Source organism: Methylobacterium sp. Leaf93, from assembly GCF_001422345.1.
In the GTDB taxonomy this organism is placed as follows: Bacteria; Pseudomonadota; Alphaproteobacteria; order Rhizobiales; family Beijerinckiaceae; genus Methylobacterium; species Methylobacterium bullatum.
Window position 1 is genome coordinate 1 of record NZ_LMMS01000010.1, and the last position, 19,904, is coordinate 19,904.

Here is a 19,904-nt window from a genome sequence, read left to right on the forward strand (position 1 = left end):
GTCCCCGCAACCAAACACACCAGAACACAACACGCAAAAGCCCGCAGCGTAAAACGCCGCGGGCTTTGTCATGTCAAATGACATATCGGAACTCAGCGAGAACGCATCACGATCCAAAGCGCGTGGATCGAACCCGGCAGATAGAACAAAATGCACAGCAGGATGTTCAGGAAGAACTGAACCCCGATCCCGACGGTCAGGAGCACCGCGATCGGCGGCAAGAAAATCGCGATGAGAATGCGAATGAGGCTGGACACAGTGTTCCCCTGATCGATCATGTGATTGGTCGCTCCGGTGAACCGAAACGGCCGCGCTTAAGTTCCCTCGGCCTCGCTGTTCCCGCAGCGCGACTGGTCGTCATCTCATGCTGATCGAAAGCCTTCACTACCTGACGACGCCGGTCCCGCGGGCGCAGCGGACGCTGGGGTATCTGCGTGAGAGCGTCCTGTTGATGTCGCGGTCGCGGCGTTGCCGCGCGGCATGGGCGGACCATCTCGATGCGGCCCGGTCCGCCATACGGCAATCCTGCGCAGATCTGGACCGTCGTCGCACCGCGGTGGTCCTCGGGTCGGGCCTCCTGGACGACGTACCCTTGGCTCATCTGGCCCAATGTTTCGAGCGCGTGATCCTCGTGGACATGGTCCATCTCTGGCCGGCGCGCTGGGCGGCGCATCGCTATGCGAATGTCGCTCTGCAGGTCTCGGATCTGAGTGGATGCGTGAAATGGCTGAGAGGGGAGGGGGAGCGGTGTGCCGATCCTCTCTCGGTGTTCGATCGGGGTGACATCGACTTCGTCGTCTCAGCCAATTGTCTTTCGCAATTGCCGATCCTGCCACTGGATTGGTTCGAGTCGCGCAACAGACCTCCTCCCGATGAACTTGGCCGCAGTATCGTGGCGGGTCACCTCGAAGGATTGTCACGTCTGCAGACGCGTGTCTGTCTCGTCGCCGATACCGAGCAGGTGACGGACAATCGCGAAGGCCAGCTCGTCGAACGGTTCGATCTTCTGCATGGCATCGTCCTGCCCGAACCGGATCGGTCCTGGATCTGGGAGATCGCACCGTTCGGTGAAGTCGAACGACACAGAAGGGAATGCCATCGCGTCCAGGCTCATCTCGATTGGCGACCATGAGAGATTGGCAGGGCGTCGTAGCGCCCGAACGAAAAAAGCCGCCCGGTCAGGGGCGGCTTCCGAATTGGTCGGGCAGCGGGTCCGATACCCTATTCCACGGTGGAGGGCGTATCGTCGGTGCTGTTGCTGCCGCCCTCGGAACTCTCCGATCCCTCGAAACGCGGACGACGCCGACGACGGGGCTTGGGGGCGGTGGGAGAGGTATCGTCCTTCGACACGTCGCCGGCGAGATCCCGCGTCGGTTCCGGCGCGGCGGTCGGTTCCACGAAACGCTCAGGCACCGGCGGCGGGGCCACTGGGCGAGGAACGGCGGTCAGGAAGGCCGGAAGGGCAGCCACATCCTCGGAAGACCGTAGATCGGGCTCTTCCCGGCGACGGGAACGCCGCGGGGCCGTCTCCGAAGAACGACGGGCGTCGTTGCGGGCGGTGTCCTGACGGGGGGAATCCTGGCGAGCAGTTTCGAAGCGAACCGGTTCCTGGCGCGGACTCTCCTGACGATGAGCATCCTGCCGGGGCGCTTCCTGACGTGAGGTGTCCTGGGGCGTGACGTCCTGCTTCGGCTGAGCATCGCCGCCCTGAAATTCGCTGCGAGGGTTCTCGTAGCGGGAGCCGTCGTTGCGGCCTTCGTTACGACCCTGGGCACGATTGAAATCGGCACGGGGCTGGTCCTGCCGAGCATAATCCTGGCGCGCCTGGTCAGGCCTCGCCTGCTCGTTCCGCGGCTGCTCGTACCTCGGGCTTTCTTGCCTCGTGTTTTCCTGCCTGTTGCCCTCGCCCCGGAAGGAATCCTGCCGGTTGTAATCCTGCCGACCACCGTCGTTGCGGTTTCCGTCGTAGCGAGAGCTTTCCTGGCGGCCGCCATCTTGCCGGTTGCCGTCTCGATTGCCCTCGAAACGCTGCGGGCGATCGTTGCGGTTCTGGAAGCGCTCACGGCGTGGATGACGCTGATCCGACGGCGAGTCTTGCCGTGTATCTTGCCGGGTATCCTGGCGGGGCTCGTAGGATTGCGGCTGTGGCTGAGGCTGTTGGGCCGGATCGCCGTATTCCTCGTTATAGCCGTTGCCGTAGCCGTTGGCGGCATAGCCCAGGCTCGCGCCCTGACCCTCATCGTCGCCGTCGTCGTCATCGTCGTAGCCGTTACGGGCATACCCACCATTCTGCTGGCGGTTCTGCTCCTGGGCACCCGAGATGATGCGGAAATAATGCTCGCCGTGCTGGAAGTAATTCTCCGCAGCCACTGGGTCGCCGCTGGCTTGCGCATCGCGCGCGAGCTGGGCGTATTTGTCGGCGATATGCTGCGCCGTCCCGCGGATTTTTACATCCGGCCCGTTGGACTCGTAGGAACGCGTCAGCGGATTGGGACCTTTGGGGCGGTTGCGACCGCGCATCCGTCTATTCTGGTTTGGTCTCATCGGTCTCGATTGACCCTCGTTCAAATCGGAGCGTCTGATGATGCGGCGGGGCTACGGGCGAAGAAGGAGAACCCGTTTCGGGCACTTCCTAGTCCTCGTAGGATCCGGTCAGTGGTTCCGCGATCGATTTTGCCGTGCTCGCCGTATGTCCGGTCAACCGATTCCTGCGCTCACAGTGCGGCGCTCATCGGTCGTCTGGCACTCAATTCATCAAGCTTCCACACGGCGTCTCGTGCGTATCGGCTTGATGGTGGGGAGATCGTCTAAAAGTATCGCGTGCTAGACGCCGCCGACACTTCTACCTCGATCCGCCTTGACGGATCGTTCGCGACCTGACTGTGACACTAGCGACTCCCCAAGCCCACAACAAGCTCTTTTTCACCTCCTGTCGTCGTTGGCTGTTGGTGGATGTCCGGCCAGCGTGACGACACGGGCGTGGCCGGCCAGATCTTGCCTCACGGACCCCCGTGCGAACCCCGCCTCGCGGCCGATCCTCAATACGTCCTCGGCCTGATCATGGCCGACCTCGAAGACGAGGGCTCCGTCCGGGGTGAGCAGGGGACGACCGTCCGTCGCCCCGCTCACTTCCCTCACGATCCGTCTGTACGCATCGAGTCCATCCTCGCCACCGTCGAGGGCGCCGAGCGGATCGTGGCAGCGGACTTCCCTGGACAAGGTCGAGATGATCGCGCTCGCGATGTAGGGCGGGTTCGAGAGGACGACGTCGAACGGCTTGCCGAGGGCGGAGCACCAATCCCCCGCAACGAAGGCGGCCCGCCTCCCGACACCGTTGATCCGGGCATTGGTCCTGGCGCAGGCGAGCGCTTCGTGCGAGCGGTCGAGCCCCACTCCGAAGGCCTGTTTCCATTCGCCGAGGAGCGAGACGAGAATGCAGCCGGATCCGGTTCCGAGATCGAGAAGGCGGAGGGGGCGGTCGCGGGTGGTGTGGAGCGCCAAAGCGGCATCGACGACGGTCTCGGTATCGGGCCGTGGCACCAGGGTCGCCGCGTTGAGGATGAACGGGAGGCCCCAGAACTCCCACTCGCCGAGGATGCGCGCCACGGGCTCGCCCGCGAGCCGTCGCCGCATCGCTTGCCCCAGCCGCAGGGCACCCTGCTCGCCGATGGGCTCCGCACCGGAAAGGGCGAGCTCTGTCGGCGTGATGCCGAGGACGTGGAGGAGGAGGAACCGGGCATCGCTTGCCCCACCGTCGATCCCGGCCTGGGAAAAAGCCGCAGCGGTGTGGCGTAGGGCCTGCGAGCGGGGCTGCCGAGGATCGATGCCGCCACTCACCGCGCCGTCTTCCGTCACGCCACGTCGCGTGCCGCCAGGCTCGTTCACGCCAGGCTCGTTCACGCCATGCCTTCGGCGGCCATGAGTTCCGCCTGGTGCTCGGTGATGAGGGCATCCACGAGTTCGTCGAGGGCCTCCCCCGCGAGCACCTCTTCCAGCTTGTAGAGGGTGAGGTTGATGCGATGGTCGGTGACCCGCGCCTGAGGAAAATTGTACGTGCGAATGCGCTCCGAACGATCGCCGGAACCGACCTGCGACTTGCGGTCCGCGGCCCGGACGGCATCCTTTGCCGTGCGCTCCGCATCGTAGAGCTTGGCACGCAGGAGCGACATGGCGCGCGCGCGGTTCTTGTGCTGCGAGCGCTCTTCCTGGACGAAGATGACGATCCCGCTCGGCATGTGGGTGATGCGGATCGCCGATTCCGTCTTGTTGACGTGCTGGCCGCCGGCGCCCTGTGACCGCATCGTGTCGATCTTCAGGTCGGCATCGTTGACGACGATATCGACCTCCTCGGCTTCCGGCAGCACCGCCACCGTGGCGGCGGAGGTGTGAATGCGTCCCTGCGCTTCGGTATCGGGCACGCGCTGGACGCGGTGCGCTCCGCTTTCGAATTTCAGCTTGGCGAAGACGCCCTTGCCCTTCACCTCGGCGATGACCTCGCGATAGCCGCCGACGGTGCCTTCGCTCTCGGAAATGACGTCGACCTTCCAGCCCTTCAGGTCGGCGTATTTCGCGTACATGCGGAACAGGTCGCCGGCGAAGAGCGCGGCCTCGTCGCCGCCGGTGCCGGCGCGGATTTCGAGGATCGCGCTCTTCTCGTCGGCGGCGTCCTTGGGCAGCAGGATGACCTGGAGCGCCTTATGGGCGGCCTCCAGCCCCGCTTCCGCATCGGGCTTCTCGGCGGCGGCGAGAGCGCGCATCTCGGCATCCCCTCCCGGCTCGTCGATGAGGGCCTCGATCTCGGAGAGGTTCGTCGCCGCGGCGCGGTAGGCATGGATCGCCGCCACCACGCCGTCGAGCTCGGCCAGCTCCCTGGACAGCTGGACGAAGCTGTCGGAATCGGCCGAGCCTGCGCTGAGCGTGGCGGTGACGATGTCGTGCCGCGTCAGGATGGCGTCGAGACGGTCTGAAGGAATAGGGGTCATCGCCCGGAGGATACTCTCAACTGTGGAAGACGCATGTCCGACGGACGTGCCGGGTCCGCGGGGGTGGTCGTGGCTCTCGGCAGAACGCCGTCACGCTCGCTAGATAGGCACGCCCTGCGCCTTGGCGAAGGCCGTGAGGAGCGGCCTCAAAGAAGCGCTGTCGCCCGCCCGTTCGATCTCCGCATCGATGAGAGCGGTGACGGCGGCCGCATCGAGGGCGAGCACCATCGCCTTGACCGGGCCGATGGAGGCCGGCGACATCGACAGGTTGCGGAAGCCGAGGCCGATCAGGGCCATCGCCTCCAGGGGCTTGCCGCCGATCTCGCCGCAGATGGTGACGGGGCAGCCGGCGGCGGTCGCCCGCTCCGCGATGAGGCGGAAGGCGCGCAGGGCCGGGATGCTGAGCGTGTCGAACCGGTCGGCGACGCGGCGGTTCTCGCGGTCGACCGCGAAGAGGAACTGCATCAGGTCGTTGGAGCCCACCGACAGGAAGTCGGCGACCTTGGCGATCTCGTCGATCTGGAACAGGAGCGAGGGCACCTCGACCATCACGCCGAGGCGGCAATCGCTCGGCAGGACATGGCCGTGGCGGCGCAGATGCGCCTTCTCGCGGTCGACGATGGCCTTGGCGCGGACGAACTCGTCCACCGTGGCCACCATCGGGAACATGATCTTGAGGGGCCGGCCCGACGCGGCCCTGAGAAGCGCGCGCAGCTGCACCCGCAACAGGGCGGGGCGGTCGAGGCCGATGCGGATGGCGCGCCAGCCGAGGGCCGGGTTCTCCTCCTCGAGGGCCGGCATGTAGGGCAGGATCTTGTCGCCACCGATATCGAGGGTGCGGATCGTCACCGGCAGGTCGCCGGTGGCCGAGAACACCGCCTCGTAGAGCGATTGCTGCTCGGCGGCGGACGGCATCCGCTGCGCCACCATGAACTGCAGCTCGGTGCGGAACAGGCCGATGCCCTCCGCCCCGGTCTCGTGGAGATGGGTCAGGTCCACCAGCAGCCCGGCATTGAGCTGCAGGCCGATGGCGACCCCGTCCCTGGTGACGGCGGGCAGGTCGCGAAGCGCCCGGTACTGTTCCTGGCGGCGCGCGCGCAGGCGGACCTGCTCGGCATAGGCCGCCTCGATCTCGGGCCCAGGCCGGACCTGGATCTCGCCGGTGACCCCGTCGACGATGATCGCATCGCCCGCGTCGCAGAGCGCCGTGGCGTTGGCGATCTCACCCACCGCCGGGATCCCGAGGGCGCGGGCGACGATGGCGATGTGGCTCGTCGGGCCGCCTTCCTCCAGCACCACGCCGCGCAGGGAGGCGCGATCGTAGTCGAGGAGGGCCGCCGGCCCCATGGAGCGGGCTACGAGGATCGCGTTCTCGGGAAGCTCCCGGTGCGTGCCGTTGCCCTCCGTGCCGATCAGCGTGCGCAGGAGGCGATTGGCGAGGTCGTCGAGGTCATGCAGCCGGTCGCGCAGATACGGATCGCTCTGTCGCATCATCCGGGCGCGGTTGTCCGATTGGACGCGCTCCACGGCGGCCTCCGCCGTGAGGCCGGAATGGACCGCCTCGCGCATCCGGCGTAGCCAGCCCTTGTCGTGGGCGAACATCCGCACGGTCTCCAGCACCTCGCGCGATTCGCCGGTGCCGATAATGTCGCCGCGCTCCACGAGTTCGTCGATGGCCGAGCGGACCTCGCCGATGGCCTCCTCCAGCCGCTCGACCTCGCGCTCGAGGTTCTCGGCGATGAGCTGCTTCACGATGATGCGTGGCTCGTGCAGAACCACGTGGCCGAGGCCGATGCCGTCGGCGAGGGCCACACCGCGCTGGCTTACGGCGCGGCGCGCGGCCGAGCCCGCGCCCGGCGCCAGGGATTGCAGTTCACCCGAAGCGATCATCTCGGACAGCACCATCGCCGTCGTCTGGAGCGCCTCGATCTCTTCCTCCGAATAGACCCGGTAAGTGAGGTTCTGCACCACGAGGACGCCGAGGGTGTTCCCCGCGCGCAGGAGCGGCACGCCGAGGAAGGCGTGGTAGGCCTCTTCCCCGGTCTCGGGCCGGTACGAGAAGGACGGATGCGACTGGGCGTCCGAGAGCGAGAGCGGCTCTGCGGTCTTGGCGATGAGGCCGACGAGGCCTTCATCGGCCCGCATCCGGGTCAGGTGGACGGCCGAACGGTTCAGGCCCTCGGTGGCAAACAATTCGAGCGTGTTGTCATCGCTCAGCACATAGACGGAGCAGACCTCGGCAATGACGTTCGCCGCGATGAGGGTGACGATACGATCGAGACGTGCCTGTGGACTGACCGGCTCCGCCATCGCTTCGCGGAGGCGGCGCAGCAGCAGGCGCGGGCCTCCGGGCGCAGCAGGCATGGACTCCTCGATCCGAATTCAGTCCCCCGAGGCCCGCCTGCGCAAGTTTCGTGCGCGACGACAGGGGCGGCGCTCAAGCCTGGTCGAGGCCGTATAGCGAGTGGAGTGTGCGCACGGCAAGCTCCGTGTAAGCCGCATCGATCAATACGGAAAACTTGATTTCCGATGTTGTGATCGCGCGGATGTTGATTCCCTTCTGCGCGAGCGCCCTGAATGCCTTGGCGGCGACGCCCGCATGGCTGCGCATGCCGACGCCGATGGCCGAAACCTTCACGACATCGGTGGCGCCCTCGATCTGGGCGAATTCGATGATGCCGCTCTGGGCGTCGAGAATCGTGCGGGCGCGATCGTAATCGGCGGACGGGACCGTGAAGGTCATGTCCGTGGTCGACTGGTCGCCCGACACGGTCTGGATGATCATGTCCACGTTGATGTTGGCGTCCGCCAGCGGCCCGAAGATCGCCGCGGCGATGCCGGGACTGTCCTTGACGCGCCGGAGGGTGATCTGCGCCTCGTCCTTCGAGAAGGCGATCCCGGTGATGATCTGCTGTTCCACGATGTCGTCCTCGTCGCAGATGAGGGTGCCTGTGCGGGCGTTGTCGGGCGGGTCGAAGCTGGAGCGCACCGTGGTCGGTACGCGATGGACCATGGCGAGCTCGACGGAGCGGACCTGGAGCACCTTGGCGCCGAGGGAGGCCATCTCCAGCATCTCCTCGAAGGTCACGCGCTCCATGCGCCTGGCCTTTTGCACCACACGCGGGTCGGTGGTGTAGACGCCGTCGACGTCGGTGTAGATGTCGCAGCGCTCGGCACCGATGGCGGCGGCGATGGCCACCGCGCTGGTATCCGAGCCGCCCCGGCCGAGCGTGGTGACGCGGCCGGTCTCCGCATGGATGCCTTGGAAGCCGGCGATCACGGCGACTTCACCGCGGGCGAAGCCGGCATCGAGATTTTTGGGGTCGATCGCCTCGATCCGTGCCGAGCCATGGGCGTCGGAGGTCTCGATGGGGATCTGCCAGCCCTGCCAGGAGCGGGCCTTGATGCCGTTCTTCCGGAGCGCCGTGGCGAGGAGGCCCGCGGTGACGAGTTCGCCCGAGGCGACGACGGCGTCGTACTCGGCCTCGTCGTAGAGCGGGTTGGCGTCCTTGACCCAGGCCACCAGTTCGTTGGTCTTGCCGGACATGGCCGAGACCACGACGGCGACGTCGTAGCCGGCCTCGATCTCGCGCGCCACGTGGAGGGCCACGTTGCGGATACGGTCCACGGTCGCCACCGATGTGCCGCCGAACTTCATCACCAAACGGGGCATGTCGGGTCCGCGTCGATCCATTCCAGAGCCGGCCGTATGCCGGGAGCACGGCGCTTTATCGGCTTCGAGCCGGAGCGGCGTCCCGCCGCTGTACCGGCCGGTGCTTCGGCGGGTACAAGGGCACTTCGGACGTGTCAACAATCGGGCATGCGGGCGGGATGGCCCGCATCCGGGTCGGAAGGTCAGGCGAATGAACCCAGCGGCATCCTCTTCCATCGACGCCGAGGAAGTCGCGCGCTTCGAGGGCATCGCCGCGACATGGTGGGCCGAGGACGGGCCGATGAAGGTGCTGCACCGGTTCAACCCGGTGCGCCTCGCCTATATCCGCGACGCGATCTGCCGGAAGTTCGGCCGCGACCCGCGCATGCCCCACCCGCTGAAGGGGCTGACCATCGTCGATGTCGGTTGCGGCGGCGGTGTCCTGTCCGAGCCCCTGGCGCGCCTCGGCGCCAGCGTCACCGGGCTCGATCCGGCGCCCACCAACATCGCCGTGGCGCGTTCCCATGCGAAGGCCGGGGGCGTGGCGGTGGATTACCGCTCTCAGACCATCGAGGAGGTGGTGGCGGCGGGCGAGCGGTTCGACGTCGTCCTGATCATGGAGGTGGTGGAGCACGTGGTCGACATGCCGGCCTTCGTCGCCAGCGCCTGCCAGGCGGTGAAGCCGGGCGGTCTCCTGTTCGCCGCCACCCTGAACCGCACGATGCGCTCCTTCGCGCTGGCCATCGTCGGAGCGGAATACGTCCTCGGCTGGCTGCCGCGCGGAACCCACGACTGGAACAAGTTCGTGAAGCCGGACGAACTGTCCCGCGCCATCGCACGCGGCGGCCTCTCCGTCACCGATACCACCGGCGTCGTGTTCAATCCCCTCGACGGGAGCTGGCGGCCCGCCCGCGACACGGCGGTGAACTACATGGTCGCGGCCGCCCGTTCGGCCTGAACCGGGTGCGCCCCTCCTCGTTGACCACGCGAATCGACGAGGAGACGTCATGCTGGAAAAGCTTCCGCACGCGGTCGGCGTGGCCCTGTCGGGCCTGAAGGCCGGGCTCGACACGACCGCCTACCACCAGGATTTCGGGAGCGTGCCCGAGACGATCTCGCTGACGAGTCCGGCCTTCGCCGATGGGGCGAGCCTTCCTGCGCGCTTCACCGCCGATGGGCCGGGCGTCTCGCCGCCGCTGTCATGGAGCGGCCTGCCGGCCGGTACGAGCCGCGTGGTGCTTCTGGTGGAGGATGCCGGCAGCCCGACTCCGAAACCCCTCGTCCATCTCATCGCCTGGAATCTCGCCGCGAGCGAAAGTCTTCCCGAAGGCGCTCTCGCCAGCGCCGCCGGTGAGGGATCGCAGCATGACCTCGGGCAGAACAGCTTTCTCAAGGACCAATGGCTGCCGCCGGACCCGCCCACCGGACATGGCCCCCACACCTACCTGTTCCAGATCTACGCCCTGGATGCTCCGCTCGATCTGCCGGCGAGTCCGGGACGTGCCGCGCTCATCGAGGCCATGACGGGTCGAGTCCTCGCCAAGGGCTGCCTGACCGGACTCTACGAGCGCCGCTGACGCCGCCGCTTGCGCCGATGCCGCCAATCGGTGCAAGCGCGCTCAAGCAAAAGGCGCTGCGGCTCAAGGGAGGATCGGCATGAAGGCTTTGCTCTGCACCAGGCTCGGCGGCCCCGAGGATCTCGCAATCGTCGAAGTGGCCGATCCGGTCGCCGGTCCGGGTGAGGCCGTGGTGCGGGTGACGCTGGCGGCGCTGAACTTCTTCGATACGCTCATCATCGCAGGTCGCTATCAGGTGAAGCCCGATCTGCCGTTCTCGCCCGGCGGCGAAGCGGTCGGAATCATCGAGGCCCTCGGAGAGGGCGTCGAGGGTTTCGAGGTCGGCGACCGCGTCATCGTCCACCGCACCTACGGCACCTGTGCGGAGCGCATCGCGGTGGGCACCCGGCATCTCACCCCCGTACCCGATGTGGTGAGCAACGAGCAGGCGGCCGGTCTCACCATCACCTACGGCACCTCGCTCCACGCACTGCGGGATCGCGCGAAGCTTCAGCCCGGCGAGACGTTGGCGGTTCTCGGCGCCTCGGGCGGCGTCGGCCTCGCCGCGGTGGAACTCGGCGTAATCATGGGCGCGAAGGTGATCGCCTGCGCTTCCTCACCGGAGAAGCTCGCCGTGGCGCAGGCGCACGGAGCCGAGAGGGGCCTCGACTATAGCGCCGACAATCTGCGCGAGGGCCTCAAGAAGCTCACCGAAGGGCGCGGCGTCGACGTGATCTACGATCCCATTGGCGGCGACTACGCCGAACCTGCGCTACGTTCGCTCGGCTGGAAGGGGCGCTACCTCGTCATCGGCTTTGCCGCCGGCGACATCCCGCGCATCCCCCTCAACCTCGCTCTCCTGAAGGGCATCGACATCCATGGCGTGCATTGGGGTGTGTTCGTTGAGCGCGAGCCCGAGGCTCACCGGGCGAACCAGGAACAACTCCTCGCTTGGGTGGCGGAGGGGCGGCTCAAGGCCAAGATCCACGGCACCTATCCGATGAGCGAGTACGAGAATGCGCTCGGCATCCTCAAGCGCCGCGAGGCCGTGGGCAAGGTGCTGCTGCGGCCGTGAGTCGGACAAGCTCTCCTCCCCCTTGCGGGGAGGAGTTGGAGGTGGGGGTGGTGGGGTGACCCTCAGGGCGTGGAGGCTGGCGGAGCCGCCCCCACTCCTGACCTCTCCCCACAAGGGGGAGAGGGACGCGCTCTGCCTGGAAAAAGCAGATGGATGAATCCGGTAGCCGCCTGCGGGGAGAGGGGATGCGCACCGCCCTTCAATGGAAATCCCGGCTGCGGTAGACGCGCCGGTCCGGCGGCGCCCCGAAATCCGTGGTCTCCGGTGAGAGGGGGAGACCGCCCTCGCGCAGGGTCCGCAATTCCTCCGTCAGGTCGCGGAACTGCTCGGCGACGAGATGGACCACCAGCCCCGAGCGCTGGATGCGCCCGCGCACGGCGATGAACCGGGCGCTCATGGCGATGCGCCGGTTGGCTTCGAAGACCTTCTTCCAGACGATGACGTTGCAGATGCCGGTCTCGTCCTCCAGCGTCAGGAACACCACGCCCTTGGCGGTGCCGGGGCGCTGCCGGGTGAGGACGAGGCCCGCCACCGTGACGCGGGCATTCTGGGCCCATGAGGGATCGTGATGCGCCGCCGCCGGGATCGCGCCGATGCGGGCGAGGCGGGCGCGGAAGAACGCCACCGGATGGCCCTTCAGCGAAAGGCCGGTGGAGACGTAATCCTCCGCCACATGCTCGGAGAGCGCCATGGCGGGCAACTCCACCGCGGGCTCGGCCCGGAACAGGCCGTCATCGGCATGGAAGGCGAAGAGCGGCATCGGCGCATCGAGGAGATGGGTGCGCCGGTCGGTGGAGACGCCCCGCCCGGCGCTGGCGCGCGTCGAGGTGCCTTCCAGTGCCCTCACCGCCCAGAGGGCGGCGCGGCGGTCGAGGTCGAGGGAGCGGAAGGCGTCCGCTTCCGCTAGGCGCTCGAGGGCGTTGCGGGGCAGTGTCAGGGCGGCCTGCAGGCCCTCGACGCTGGCATAGCCGTTGCCGCGCAGAGCAACGAGCCGGGCCATGCCGGCCTTCGGCAGGCCGCTCACCTGGCGCAGGCCGATGCGGACGGCGAAGCGGCGCTCCGGCCCCCTCTGCGCCGAGGCCGGTTCCAGGGTGCAATCCCATTCGCTGGCATTGACGTCGGGTCCGCGTACCTCGACGCCGTGGGCACGGGCATCCCGCACGAGCTGGGCCGGCTGGTAGAAGCCCATGGGCTGCGAGTTCAGGATCGCGGCGAGGAAGACGTCCGGGTGGCGGCACTTCATCCAGGCCGAGGCATAGACCAGCAGGGCGAAGCTCGCAGCGTGGCTCTCGGGAAAGCCGTAGGTTGAGAATCCCTCGATCTGCTTGAAGCAGCGCTCGGCGAAATCGCGCGGATAGCCGCGCCCGGCCATGCCCTCGATGAACTTGGTCCTGAAATTCACGATCTGCCCGTTGTGCCGGAAGGTGGCCATGGCCCGGCGCAACCCGTCGGCCTCCGAGGGCGTGAAGCCGGCCGCCGTGATAGCGATCTGCATCGCGTGTTCCTGGAACAACGGCACGCCGAAGGTCCGCTTCAACACCTCCTTGAGTTCGTCCTTCGGCCCGTGCTCGGGGGAGGGGGACGGGAAGACGACGGGCTCCTCGCCCGAGCGCCGGCGCAGGTAGGGATGGACCATGTCGCCCTGGATCGGCCCCGGACGCACGATGGCGACCTGAACCACGAGATCGTAGAATTCCTTCGGCTTCAGGCGCGGCAGCATCGACATCTGCGCCCGGCTCTCGACCTGGAACACGCCGACGGAATCGGCCTTCGACAGCATCGCGTAGACCTCCGGCTCCTCGCGCGGGAGGTCGGCCAGCGTCTCGTAGGCGATGCCGTGATCCTCGCGCAGGAAGTCGAGGCCGCGCCGGAGGCAGGTGAGCATGCCGAGCGCCAGCACGTCGACCTTGAGGAGGCCGATCGTGTCGATGTCGTCCTTGTCCCATTCGATGAAGGTACGGTCGGCCATCGCCGCGTTGCCCACCGGCACGGTCTCGTCGAGACGTCCCTTCGTCAGCACGAACCCACCCACATGCTGCGACAGGTGGCGCGGGAAGCCGATGAGCTGGATCGCGAGGTCCACCGCCTGCCGGATCGCCGGGTTGGCGGGGTCGAGCCCGGCCTGCGCGATATGCTGGTCGGGCAGGCCGGCGCCCCAGGAGCCCCAGACCGTGTCGGCCATCATGCCGGTGATGTCGGGGGTGAGGCCCAGCACCTTGCCGACCTCGCGGATCGCGCTGCGAGGCCGGTAGTGGATCACCGTGGCGCAGATCGCCGCCCGGTCTCGCCCATACCGGTCGTAGAGATACTGGATCACCTCCTCGCGGCGCTCGTGCTCGAAATCGACGTCGATGTCGGGCGGCTCGTCCCGGCTCTCGGAAATGAAACGGGCGAACAGGAGCCGGATCTTGGTCGGGTCCACCGCCGTGATGCCGAGGCAGTAGCAGACCACCGAATTGGCCGCCGAGCCGCGGCCCTGGCACAGGATTCCCCGGTTCCGGGCGAATTCGACGATGTCGTGGATGGTAAGGAAGTAGCGGGCGTAGTCGAGGCGGCGGATCAGGTCGAACTCGTTGCGCAGGGAGGTTTCGACCGTCTCCGGGATACCGTCCGGGTAGCGCAGTTCGGCCCTTTGCCGGGTCATGTATTCGAGATGCCCCTGGGCCGTCCGGCCGGGGGGAACGGGCTCGTCGGGATACTCGTATTTCAGCTCCTCCAGCGAGAAGACGCAGGTCTCGGCGATCTCGATCGTGCGTGCGATCGCCTCCGGGTGGTCGGCGAAGAGCCGGGCCATTTCGGCGGGCGGCTTCAGGTGACGCTCCGCATTGGCCTCCAGGCGGTAGCCGGCCTCGACCAGGGTGCAGCCTTCGCGGATGCAGGCGAGCACGTCCTGCAGGGGGCGCCGGCCGGGATGGTGGTAGAGCGCATCCGAGACCGCCACCATCGGCGCGCCGAGGCGCTCCCCGAACCCGGCGAGGCGGCCGAGCCGACGCCGCTCGTCGCCGCGATAACGATGGCTCGCGCCCAGGAAGACGCGGCCCGGGGCCGTCTCCGCCAGGGCTGCGAGATGGCGGCCGAAGACGGGATCGTCCTCCTCCGGCGGGAGCGCGATGAAGACCTGCCCCCTTGCCGCCGCGAGCATGTCCGGGACACCGAACCGGCACGCGCCCTTCTCCGAGCGGCGGTTGCCGTCCGTGAGCAGCCGGCAGAGCCGTCCGTAGCCGTCTCGGTCCATCGGATAGGCGACGGCCTCGAACCCCTCCTCGGTGACGAGGCGGACCCCCGGCAGGTAACGGATCGTCGGTTCGCCCGCCTTCTCCCGGCGTTTGGCCTCGGCATGGCCGCGCACCACGCCCGACAGCGTGTTGCGATCGGCGATGCCGATGGCGTGGAGCCCGAACTCGGCGCCCTGCGCCACCATCTCCTGCGGATGCGAGGCACCGCGCAGGAAGGAGAAGTTCGTGGTGACAGCGAGCTCGGCATAGGCGAGTCCCGCGCAGGTTGGAGAGGTCATATGACCCCGACCCTCCCCCCTCTGCGGGCTACGATATGCACACATCTCGCCGGATCCGCGGGTCCCCTCTCCTGGAAGGAGAGGGACAGGGTGAGGTGCGTGAGCTTTCCGGAGATGGACAACACCTCACCACAGCCCTCTCCTTCCAGGAGAGGGGGCCTGTCGCGCCTCGAGTCGAACCTTCTTGGATCGAGCGAACAGCCGTCGAGCGGATGTGTGAATCCAGTAGTCTCTGCGGAGCAGGCGGGAGAGGGGGCGACCTCTCCGGAGACGGCGCTCCCCTCTCCCGACCCTCGCTGACGCGAGGGCCACCCTCCCCCGCAAAGGGGGGAGGGGAGGCGGCGCCAAACCCTCACGCGAACAATCCCTGTACGAACCAGCGCGCCGCCGTTTCAGCCGTGTGGAAGCCCTCCCGGTAGAGCCAGAGGCGCCGGCCGGATTCGTCTTCGACCACGTAGTAATCCCGGGCGGGGGCAGGGGCGTGCCACCAGGCGTCGGCGATGCGCTCGGGACCCTCGGCATGGGCGATCCGGTGCAGGCGCCGCCGCCAGCGGAAGCGCTGGGGTGGTCCGTCCGGGGCGAGCGAAAACACCTCGTCGGCCGCCTCGCTGCGAGACAGGAGAACGAGGGGCCGGGGCGGCATCCCGCCCTGTGGCCGGGTGCCGACCCGCTCGGGCCACCGCATCTCGATTCTCCTCACCCGCCACGGCTCCAGGGCATCGGCGCGTTCGGGGATGTGGCTCGCCCGTGGGCTCATGCGGATGACCCTCGCCCCGATGCGTTGTCTGAGGGCGTCGGCGAGGCGGGCGGTCCCGCCGGTCTCGGCCTCCCGGTCGAGGCCCGTCTCGGCCAGGGCGCCCTGGCGTGCCTCCAACCGGCCGATGCCGGTCACGTCGAGCCGCACGGTCTCGAAACCGAAGCCGGCATCGAGGGCCGGCCCTAGCCGGTCGAGGCGCAGATCGAGCAATCGCCCGACCTGGGTCGGGCAGAGGGTCGGTTCCGACAGGCCGAGATCGAGGCTGCGCTCGATTCCGTCGACCCGGTATAGGCTCAGCCGCAGGGAGCGCGCCCCCAGGCCCGAGGCGGCGAGGCGGGGGGCGATCTCCTGCATCAGCCGTATGGCGGTGGCGACGATGATCGCCTGATGCCCGATCGGGTCGAGAAAACCCCGGCTCGCGCCGAAGGCGGCCGGCTCCCCCAAGGAGACCAGCGGCTCCGGCCTCCTCCCCAGCGCCTGGTCGAGGCGCAGGAGCAGGGTCTCGCCGAAGCGTCGAGCCAGGGGAGGGCGGGCCGCCTCGGCCAGCGCTCCGATCCGGCGGAGGCCGAGGCGGCGCAGGGATTCGGCGATGGCCGGCTCGATCCGCAGGGCACTCACGCAGAGGTCGCGCAGGGCCGGCGCGTTGCCTCCCCGGGGCACGATGACGGGACGCGTCGAAGCACCGTGGCGGGCGAGCGCGAAGGCGCAGGCCGGCGTGTCGGCCAGGGCCAGCCGGGCGGGTATGGCATTGGCCGACAGGCGGGCGGCGAGGTCGCCCATCAGGGCGTCTTCCCCGCCGAACAGGTGGCTCGCCCCCTCCACGTCGAGAAAGAAGCCGTCTCCGCCTTCCCCCGGCCCGAACGGCGCCACCATGGGTGTATACCGCTTGGCCCAGAGGCAGAGACGCGCGAGGGCGGCGGCATCGGCCTCCGGGTCTGCGGGATGGACGGCGATGCCCGGCCCGATCCGGGCGCGAGCCCGTGCGAGGGGCTCGCCCGGACGCAGGCCGAGAGCCCGGGCGGCGGCGTCGACGGCCGTGATGCGCAGGCCTCCCGGCCCGATGGCGGCCACGACGGCGGGAGAGACCGCGTCATCCTGCGCAGCCCGAGCGCGCCTGAGACGCGTCAGCGGCCACTGCTCCAGCCAGACCGAAACGATGCGCGGCATGATCCCACTCCAGAAGCCAATTCCCCGTCCGTCCGTTGCGACAGCGGTCGAGCCGTGCCCGCCAGCAGGGCCGCTCGATGCAGCCGAACCGGTCCCGCAGGGCCGCCCCCGAGCCGATTCGCCAGCGGGTCGCTGCCATGTTCGGGTTTTCCGCCTGCGGTGGCCGCAGGACGAGGAGGAGGCGGGAGGCCGCCTCGCCCGCCAGATGCAGCCGCTGGCTCTGCTTCAGGGGCAGGCCGGCATCCACCAGCCCCGCCACCGCCCTCAGCCCCTGCGAGCGCAGGGCCTCCTCCACGGCTCGGTAGGCATCCGCGTCGCTCTCCACCTCCAGGATCAGCAGGCGGCCCGGATCGAGGCCGAGCCCGGCCAGACCGTGGCCGTAGGGTGTGGGATGCCCCTTGCCGATGACGAGGAGAGCCTCCCCCTCCACCTGTGCGAGGTGTCGGGCCATGAGGGCGAGGGTGAAGCCCAACGCCGCTGCTTCGTCGCCCTCGGATTCCGGGGCGATTTCGTGCGGCCGGCCGAGGGAGAGCCCTCCGCCGGAAAGGCAGGAATCGATATGGGCGATTCCCAGAGGCAGGGTCTCGACGGACAGGACGTCGGCCTGTCCTGCCCCGTGGCCGCGCAGGGCGTCCAGAGCGATCCGCCGGCGCCGTTGAAGCCCGTTCGTCTCCGTTTCGCCGTCATCGCGCATTGTCGTCGAGCCAAATCCATCATGTCCGCCCCATCGCCAGACAATAGGAACAAAACAAGAACAAGCTCAACCGGTTTCAGGGGGATGAAAAATAACCGAACGGTGACAGCCGCTTCCCCTGTGGACGGCTGTGGATGAGTGTGGATGGAGGAATGGCCGCGAGACGGCGGGACGATCCGGGCCGGACTTGACCGCATGACCGGACCCGGCATTGTCCCTCCGCCGTGCCGGACCTCCGGCGCATCAGCCTGGAAAGAACCCATGCGCCTCGACCATGCCGCCCAGTGCCCGGCCCCGACAGGCTTCATGACCAGATCATTGATGGGATTGATGATCCTCGCCGGGCTCGCTGCCAGTCCGGCAGGGGCTCAGGCGCCCGGCCAGGTCAGTCCCGGCCAGCCCGGCCGTGGGATGAGCGCCGCCCCTGCGACGGATGCCGCCGTGGCTCCGGGGCCCAGGGCGGCCAGGGCGGCCAGGCCCAAGCGGGTCGTGGCGCCGTCGCAGCCGATCCAGGTCTACGATGCGCGGATCGAGGCGGGGGATCTGCGGATATCCGGCAGCGTGCGCAAGGCCGGCACCGTCGTGATCCTCGACGAGGACATCTCGGTGATGGCCGATTCGCGGGGCCGTTTCCTGTTCCGCCTGCCATATCGGCCCGCCACCTGCGTCGCGGCACTGAAGGCCGGCGAGGACGAGAGGGAGGCCGTGGTGGCCAATTGCGCGCCGGCCGGCGAGCCCGGCCCCAAGGGCGATGCCGGCCCTCAGGGAGAACCCGGACCTCAGGGCATGGCAGGGCTTGCCGGACCGCAGGGCATGGCGGGACCGGCAGGCGAGGCCGGGCCGAAAGGCGAGGCGGGACCGAAGGGCGAGACAGGCCCGCAGGGGCCGGTCGGTCCCAAGGGCGATATCGGTCCCAAGGGTGAGGTTGGTCCAAAAGGCGATGTCGGCCCCAAGGGGGAAACGGGTCCCAGGGGGCCAGCCGGTCCTCAGGGCGAACCGGGGGCGGCCGGCCTCACCGCCAGTGCCGCCAACTCCACCCTGCGTTCCGTTCGCAACGAGAATTGCTCGTCCGGTGGCTGCGAGTTGAGCTGTGACAGCGGGGAGGCCTTCGTCTCGGCCTATTGCCTGTCTTCCGGCAGTCCGTCCTTCGCCAATGGCGGCGCCAGTGCGTCCTGTCCGTCCGACGCCAAGGGCATGGTCGGGTTCTGCTCGCGCCTATAGGTCCGGGCCGGCCTCATCGAGCCAGTCCATCATTCCGGCGGCCGCCGCACGGCCGCTGGAAAAGGCGCCCTGCAGCAGGTAGCCGCCGGTGGGGGCTTCCCAATCCAGCATCTCGCCGGCGACGAACACGCCGGGCCGCGCCTTCAGCATGAAACGGGAATCGATGGCCTCGAAGGCGACGCCGCCCGCCGTGGAGATCGCCCGCTCGATCGGACGGGGGGCAAGGAGGCGCAAGGGAGCCGACTTGATCAGGGCCGCGAGCTCGGCCGCCGCAGACGGAAGGGCGCGACCGGCGGCCTCGCGCAGCAGACCCGCCGCCACGGGATCGAGCCCCGCATCCTTGCGCAGGCGCGTGGCGAGGGAGGCTCCCTGCTTGTGCGTCGCGAGGCGTCGCATCAGCGCATCCTCGGTGAGGTCCGGCCGCAGATCGAGGACGAGACGGGCCTCACCCTTGGCCTCGATCTCATCGCGGATGAGGCGCGACAGGGCATAGACCGCCCCGCCCTCGATCCCGTCCGCGGTGACCATGGCTTCGCCGCGGACGGTCTCGTCGCCGAGACTGAGCGCAACGCGCTTCAGGGGCGTCCCGGCGAAGCGTTCGCGGAATATGTCCGACCACGGCACGGTGAAGCCGACATTGGCGGGCTTGAGGGGCGAGACGGCGATGCCCGCCCCGGTGAGAAGCGGGACCCAGGTCCCGTCCGAGCCGAGCCGTGGCCAGCTCGCTCCACCGAGGGCCATCAGGGTCGCCCGGGGGGCCACCGTGACGCGCCCGTCCGGCGTCTCGAAAGCCAGGCTTCCATCCGCCTCCCAACCGAGGAAGCGATGACGGGTGAGGATGCGGACGCCGATAGTGTCGAGCCGCCCCAGCCAAGCCCGCAGGAGCGGGGAGGCCTTGAAGCTCTTCGGGAATACACGGCCACTCGACCCGACGAAGGTCGGCTGGCCGAGCCCCTCGCACCAGTCCCGCAAGGCTTGCGGAGGAAATGCGTCGACCGCCTTCGCGAAGGACGGATGCGCCGGGTGGTAGCGGCGGTGGAACGTTTCCAGCGGTTCGCCATGGGTGAGGTTGAGGCCGCCGCGCCCGGCGATGAGGAACTTGCGCCCCAACGAGGGCATCCGCTCGTAGAGCGTGACGCGGTGACCGGCCTCGGCCAGAATCTCGGCGGCCGCCAGTCCGGCCGGGCCTCCGCCGATCACCGCGATGTCTCGTGACGCCAATCCTGTCATGCAAATTGGGAGGCCGTGGCGGAGCCCGGCTGTCAAGGGCGGAGGTCGGTTTGTTG

At 68.4% G+C, this 19,904-nt stretch carries 15 protein-coding genes; 5 read left to right on the forward strand and 10 right to left on the reverse strand.

Annotation, left to right across the window (positions count from 1 at the left end):
* Window positions 1–92: 92 nt before the first annotated feature.
* On the reverse strand, window positions 93–257 hold the full coding sequence (locus ASF26_RS08145; RefSeq protein ID WP_026175630.1) for a YqaE/Pmp3 family membrane protein: 165 nt from the start codon (window positions 255–257) through the stop codon (window positions 93–95).
* Window positions 258–592: 335 nt separating this feature from the next.
* Between ASF26_RS08145 and ASF26_RS08150 the strand changes: the two genes are divergently transcribed.
* Window positions 593–1,132 carry a hypothetical protein gene (locus ASF26_RS08150; RefSeq protein WP_348271079.1) on the forward strand — a complete coding sequence of 180 codons (540 nt, stop codon included), beginning with the start codon at window positions 593–595 and terminating at the stop codon, window positions 1,130–1,132.
* Window positions 1,133–1,221: 89 nt separating this feature from the next.
* Here the strand turns inward: ASF26_RS08150 and ASF26_RS08155 are convergent, their stop codons facing one another.
* From ASF26_RS08155 to ASF26_RS08175, 5 genes are all read right to left on the reverse strand, one after another.
* A complete protein-coding gene (locus tag ASF26_RS08155; protein ID WP_056252016.1) occupies window positions 1,222–2,520 on the reverse strand; it encodes a DUF4167 domain-containing protein in 1,299 nt (432 codons plus the stop codon).
* Window positions 2,521–2,922: 402 nt separating this feature from the next.
* Complete coding sequence (gene prmC, locus ASF26_RS08160; protein ID WP_244475874.1) at window positions 2,923–3,885, reverse strand: peptide chain release factor N(5)-glutamine methyltransferase; 963 nt, start codon at window positions 3,883–3,885, stop codon at window positions 2,923–2,925.
* 11 nt (window positions 3,886–3,896) lie between these two features.
* Window positions 3,897–4,982: a peptide chain release factor 1 gene (gene prfA, locus ASF26_RS08165; protein ID WP_056252020.1), complete on the reverse strand. Its 1,086-nt coding sequence runs from the start codon at window positions 4,980–4,982 to the stop codon at window positions 3,897–3,899.
* Window positions 4,983–5,081: 99 nt separating this feature from the next.
* Entirely contained in the window at window positions 5,082–7,346 is a 2,265-nt protein-coding gene (ptsP, locus tag ASF26_RS08170) for a phosphoenolpyruvate--protein phosphotransferase (RefSeq protein ID WP_056252024.1), read from the reverse strand.
* A 73-nt stretch (window positions 7,347–7,419) separates the two neighbouring features.
* A complete protein-coding gene (locus ASF26_RS08175) occupies window positions 7,420–8,655 on the reverse strand; it encodes an aspartate kinase (RefSeq protein WP_056252028.1) in 1,236 nt (411 codons plus the stop codon).
* Between the two features lie 190 nt (window positions 8,656–8,845).
* Here ASF26_RS08175 and ubiG point away from each other — a divergent pair, with 190 nt between their 5' ends.
* From ubiG to ASF26_RS08190, 3 genes are all read left to right on the forward strand, one after another.
* Window positions 8,846–9,592, forward strand: a complete 747-nt coding sequence (gene ubiG, locus ASF26_RS08180; protein WP_056252031.1) for a bifunctional 2-polyprenyl-6-hydroxyphenol methylase/3-demethylubiquinol 3-O-methyltransferase UbiG — start codon at window positions 8,846–8,848, stop codon at window positions 9,590–9,592.
* A 49-nt stretch (window positions 9,593–9,641) separates the two neighbouring features.
* Complete coding sequence (locus ASF26_RS08185) at window positions 9,642–10,211, forward strand: YbhB/YbcL family Raf kinase inhibitor-like protein (protein ID WP_056252036.1); 570 nt, start codon at window positions 9,642–9,644, stop codon at window positions 10,209–10,211.
* Window positions 10,212–10,290: 79 nt separating this feature from the next.
* Window positions 10,291–11,265 carry an NADPH:quinone oxidoreductase family protein gene (locus ASF26_RS08190; protein WP_056252039.1) on the forward strand — a complete coding sequence of 325 codons (975 nt, stop codon included), beginning with the start codon at window positions 10,291–10,293 and terminating at the stop codon, window positions 11,263–11,265.
* A 199-nt stretch (window positions 11,266–11,464) separates the two neighbouring features.
* On the opposite strand, the gene ASF26_RS08195 is transcribed toward ASF26_RS08190, so the two are convergent.
* The 3 genes from ASF26_RS08195 to ASF26_RS08205 all read right to left on the reverse strand — a co-directional run bounded on the left by ASF26_RS08195 (window position 11,465) and on the right by ASF26_RS08205 (window position 17,397).
* The gene (locus ASF26_RS08195) at window positions 11,465–14,779 is read right to left on the reverse strand and encodes an error-prone DNA polymerase (RefSeq protein ID WP_056252042.1); all 3,315 of its coding nucleotides are present in this window, start codon (window positions 14,777–14,779) and stop codon (window positions 11,465–11,467) included.
* Between the two features lie 352 nt (window positions 14,780–15,131).
* The gene (locus ASF26_RS08200) at window positions 15,132–16,703 is read right to left on the reverse strand and encodes a DNA polymerase Y family protein (RefSeq protein WP_056252045.1); all 1,572 of its coding nucleotides are present in this window, start codon (window positions 16,701–16,703) and stop codon (window positions 15,132–15,134) included.
* A complete protein-coding gene (locus ASF26_RS08205) occupies window positions 16,627–17,397 on the reverse strand; it encodes a hypothetical protein (protein WP_056252049.1) in 771 nt (256 codons plus the stop codon). The genes ASF26_RS08200 and ASF26_RS08205 overlap by 77 nt, the downstream gene beginning before the upstream one ends.
* Before the next feature lie 306 nt (window positions 17,398–17,703).
* Between ASF26_RS08205 and ASF26_RS08210 the strand changes: the two genes are divergently transcribed.
* Entirely contained in the window at window positions 17,704–18,618 is a 915-nt protein-coding gene (locus tag ASF26_RS08210) for a collagen-like protein (protein ID WP_056252127.1), read from the forward strand.
* Here the strand turns inward: ASF26_RS08210 and ASF26_RS08215 are convergent.
* Window positions 18,613–19,848: a TIGR03862 family flavoprotein gene (locus tag ASF26_RS08215; protein WP_056252052.1), complete on the reverse strand. Its 1,236-nt coding sequence runs from the start codon at window positions 19,846–19,848 to the stop codon at window positions 18,613–18,615. The two genes, ASF26_RS08210 and ASF26_RS08215, sit on opposite strands and share 6 nt — an antisense overlap.
* Between the last annotated feature and the right edge of the window lie 56 nt (window positions 19,849–19,904).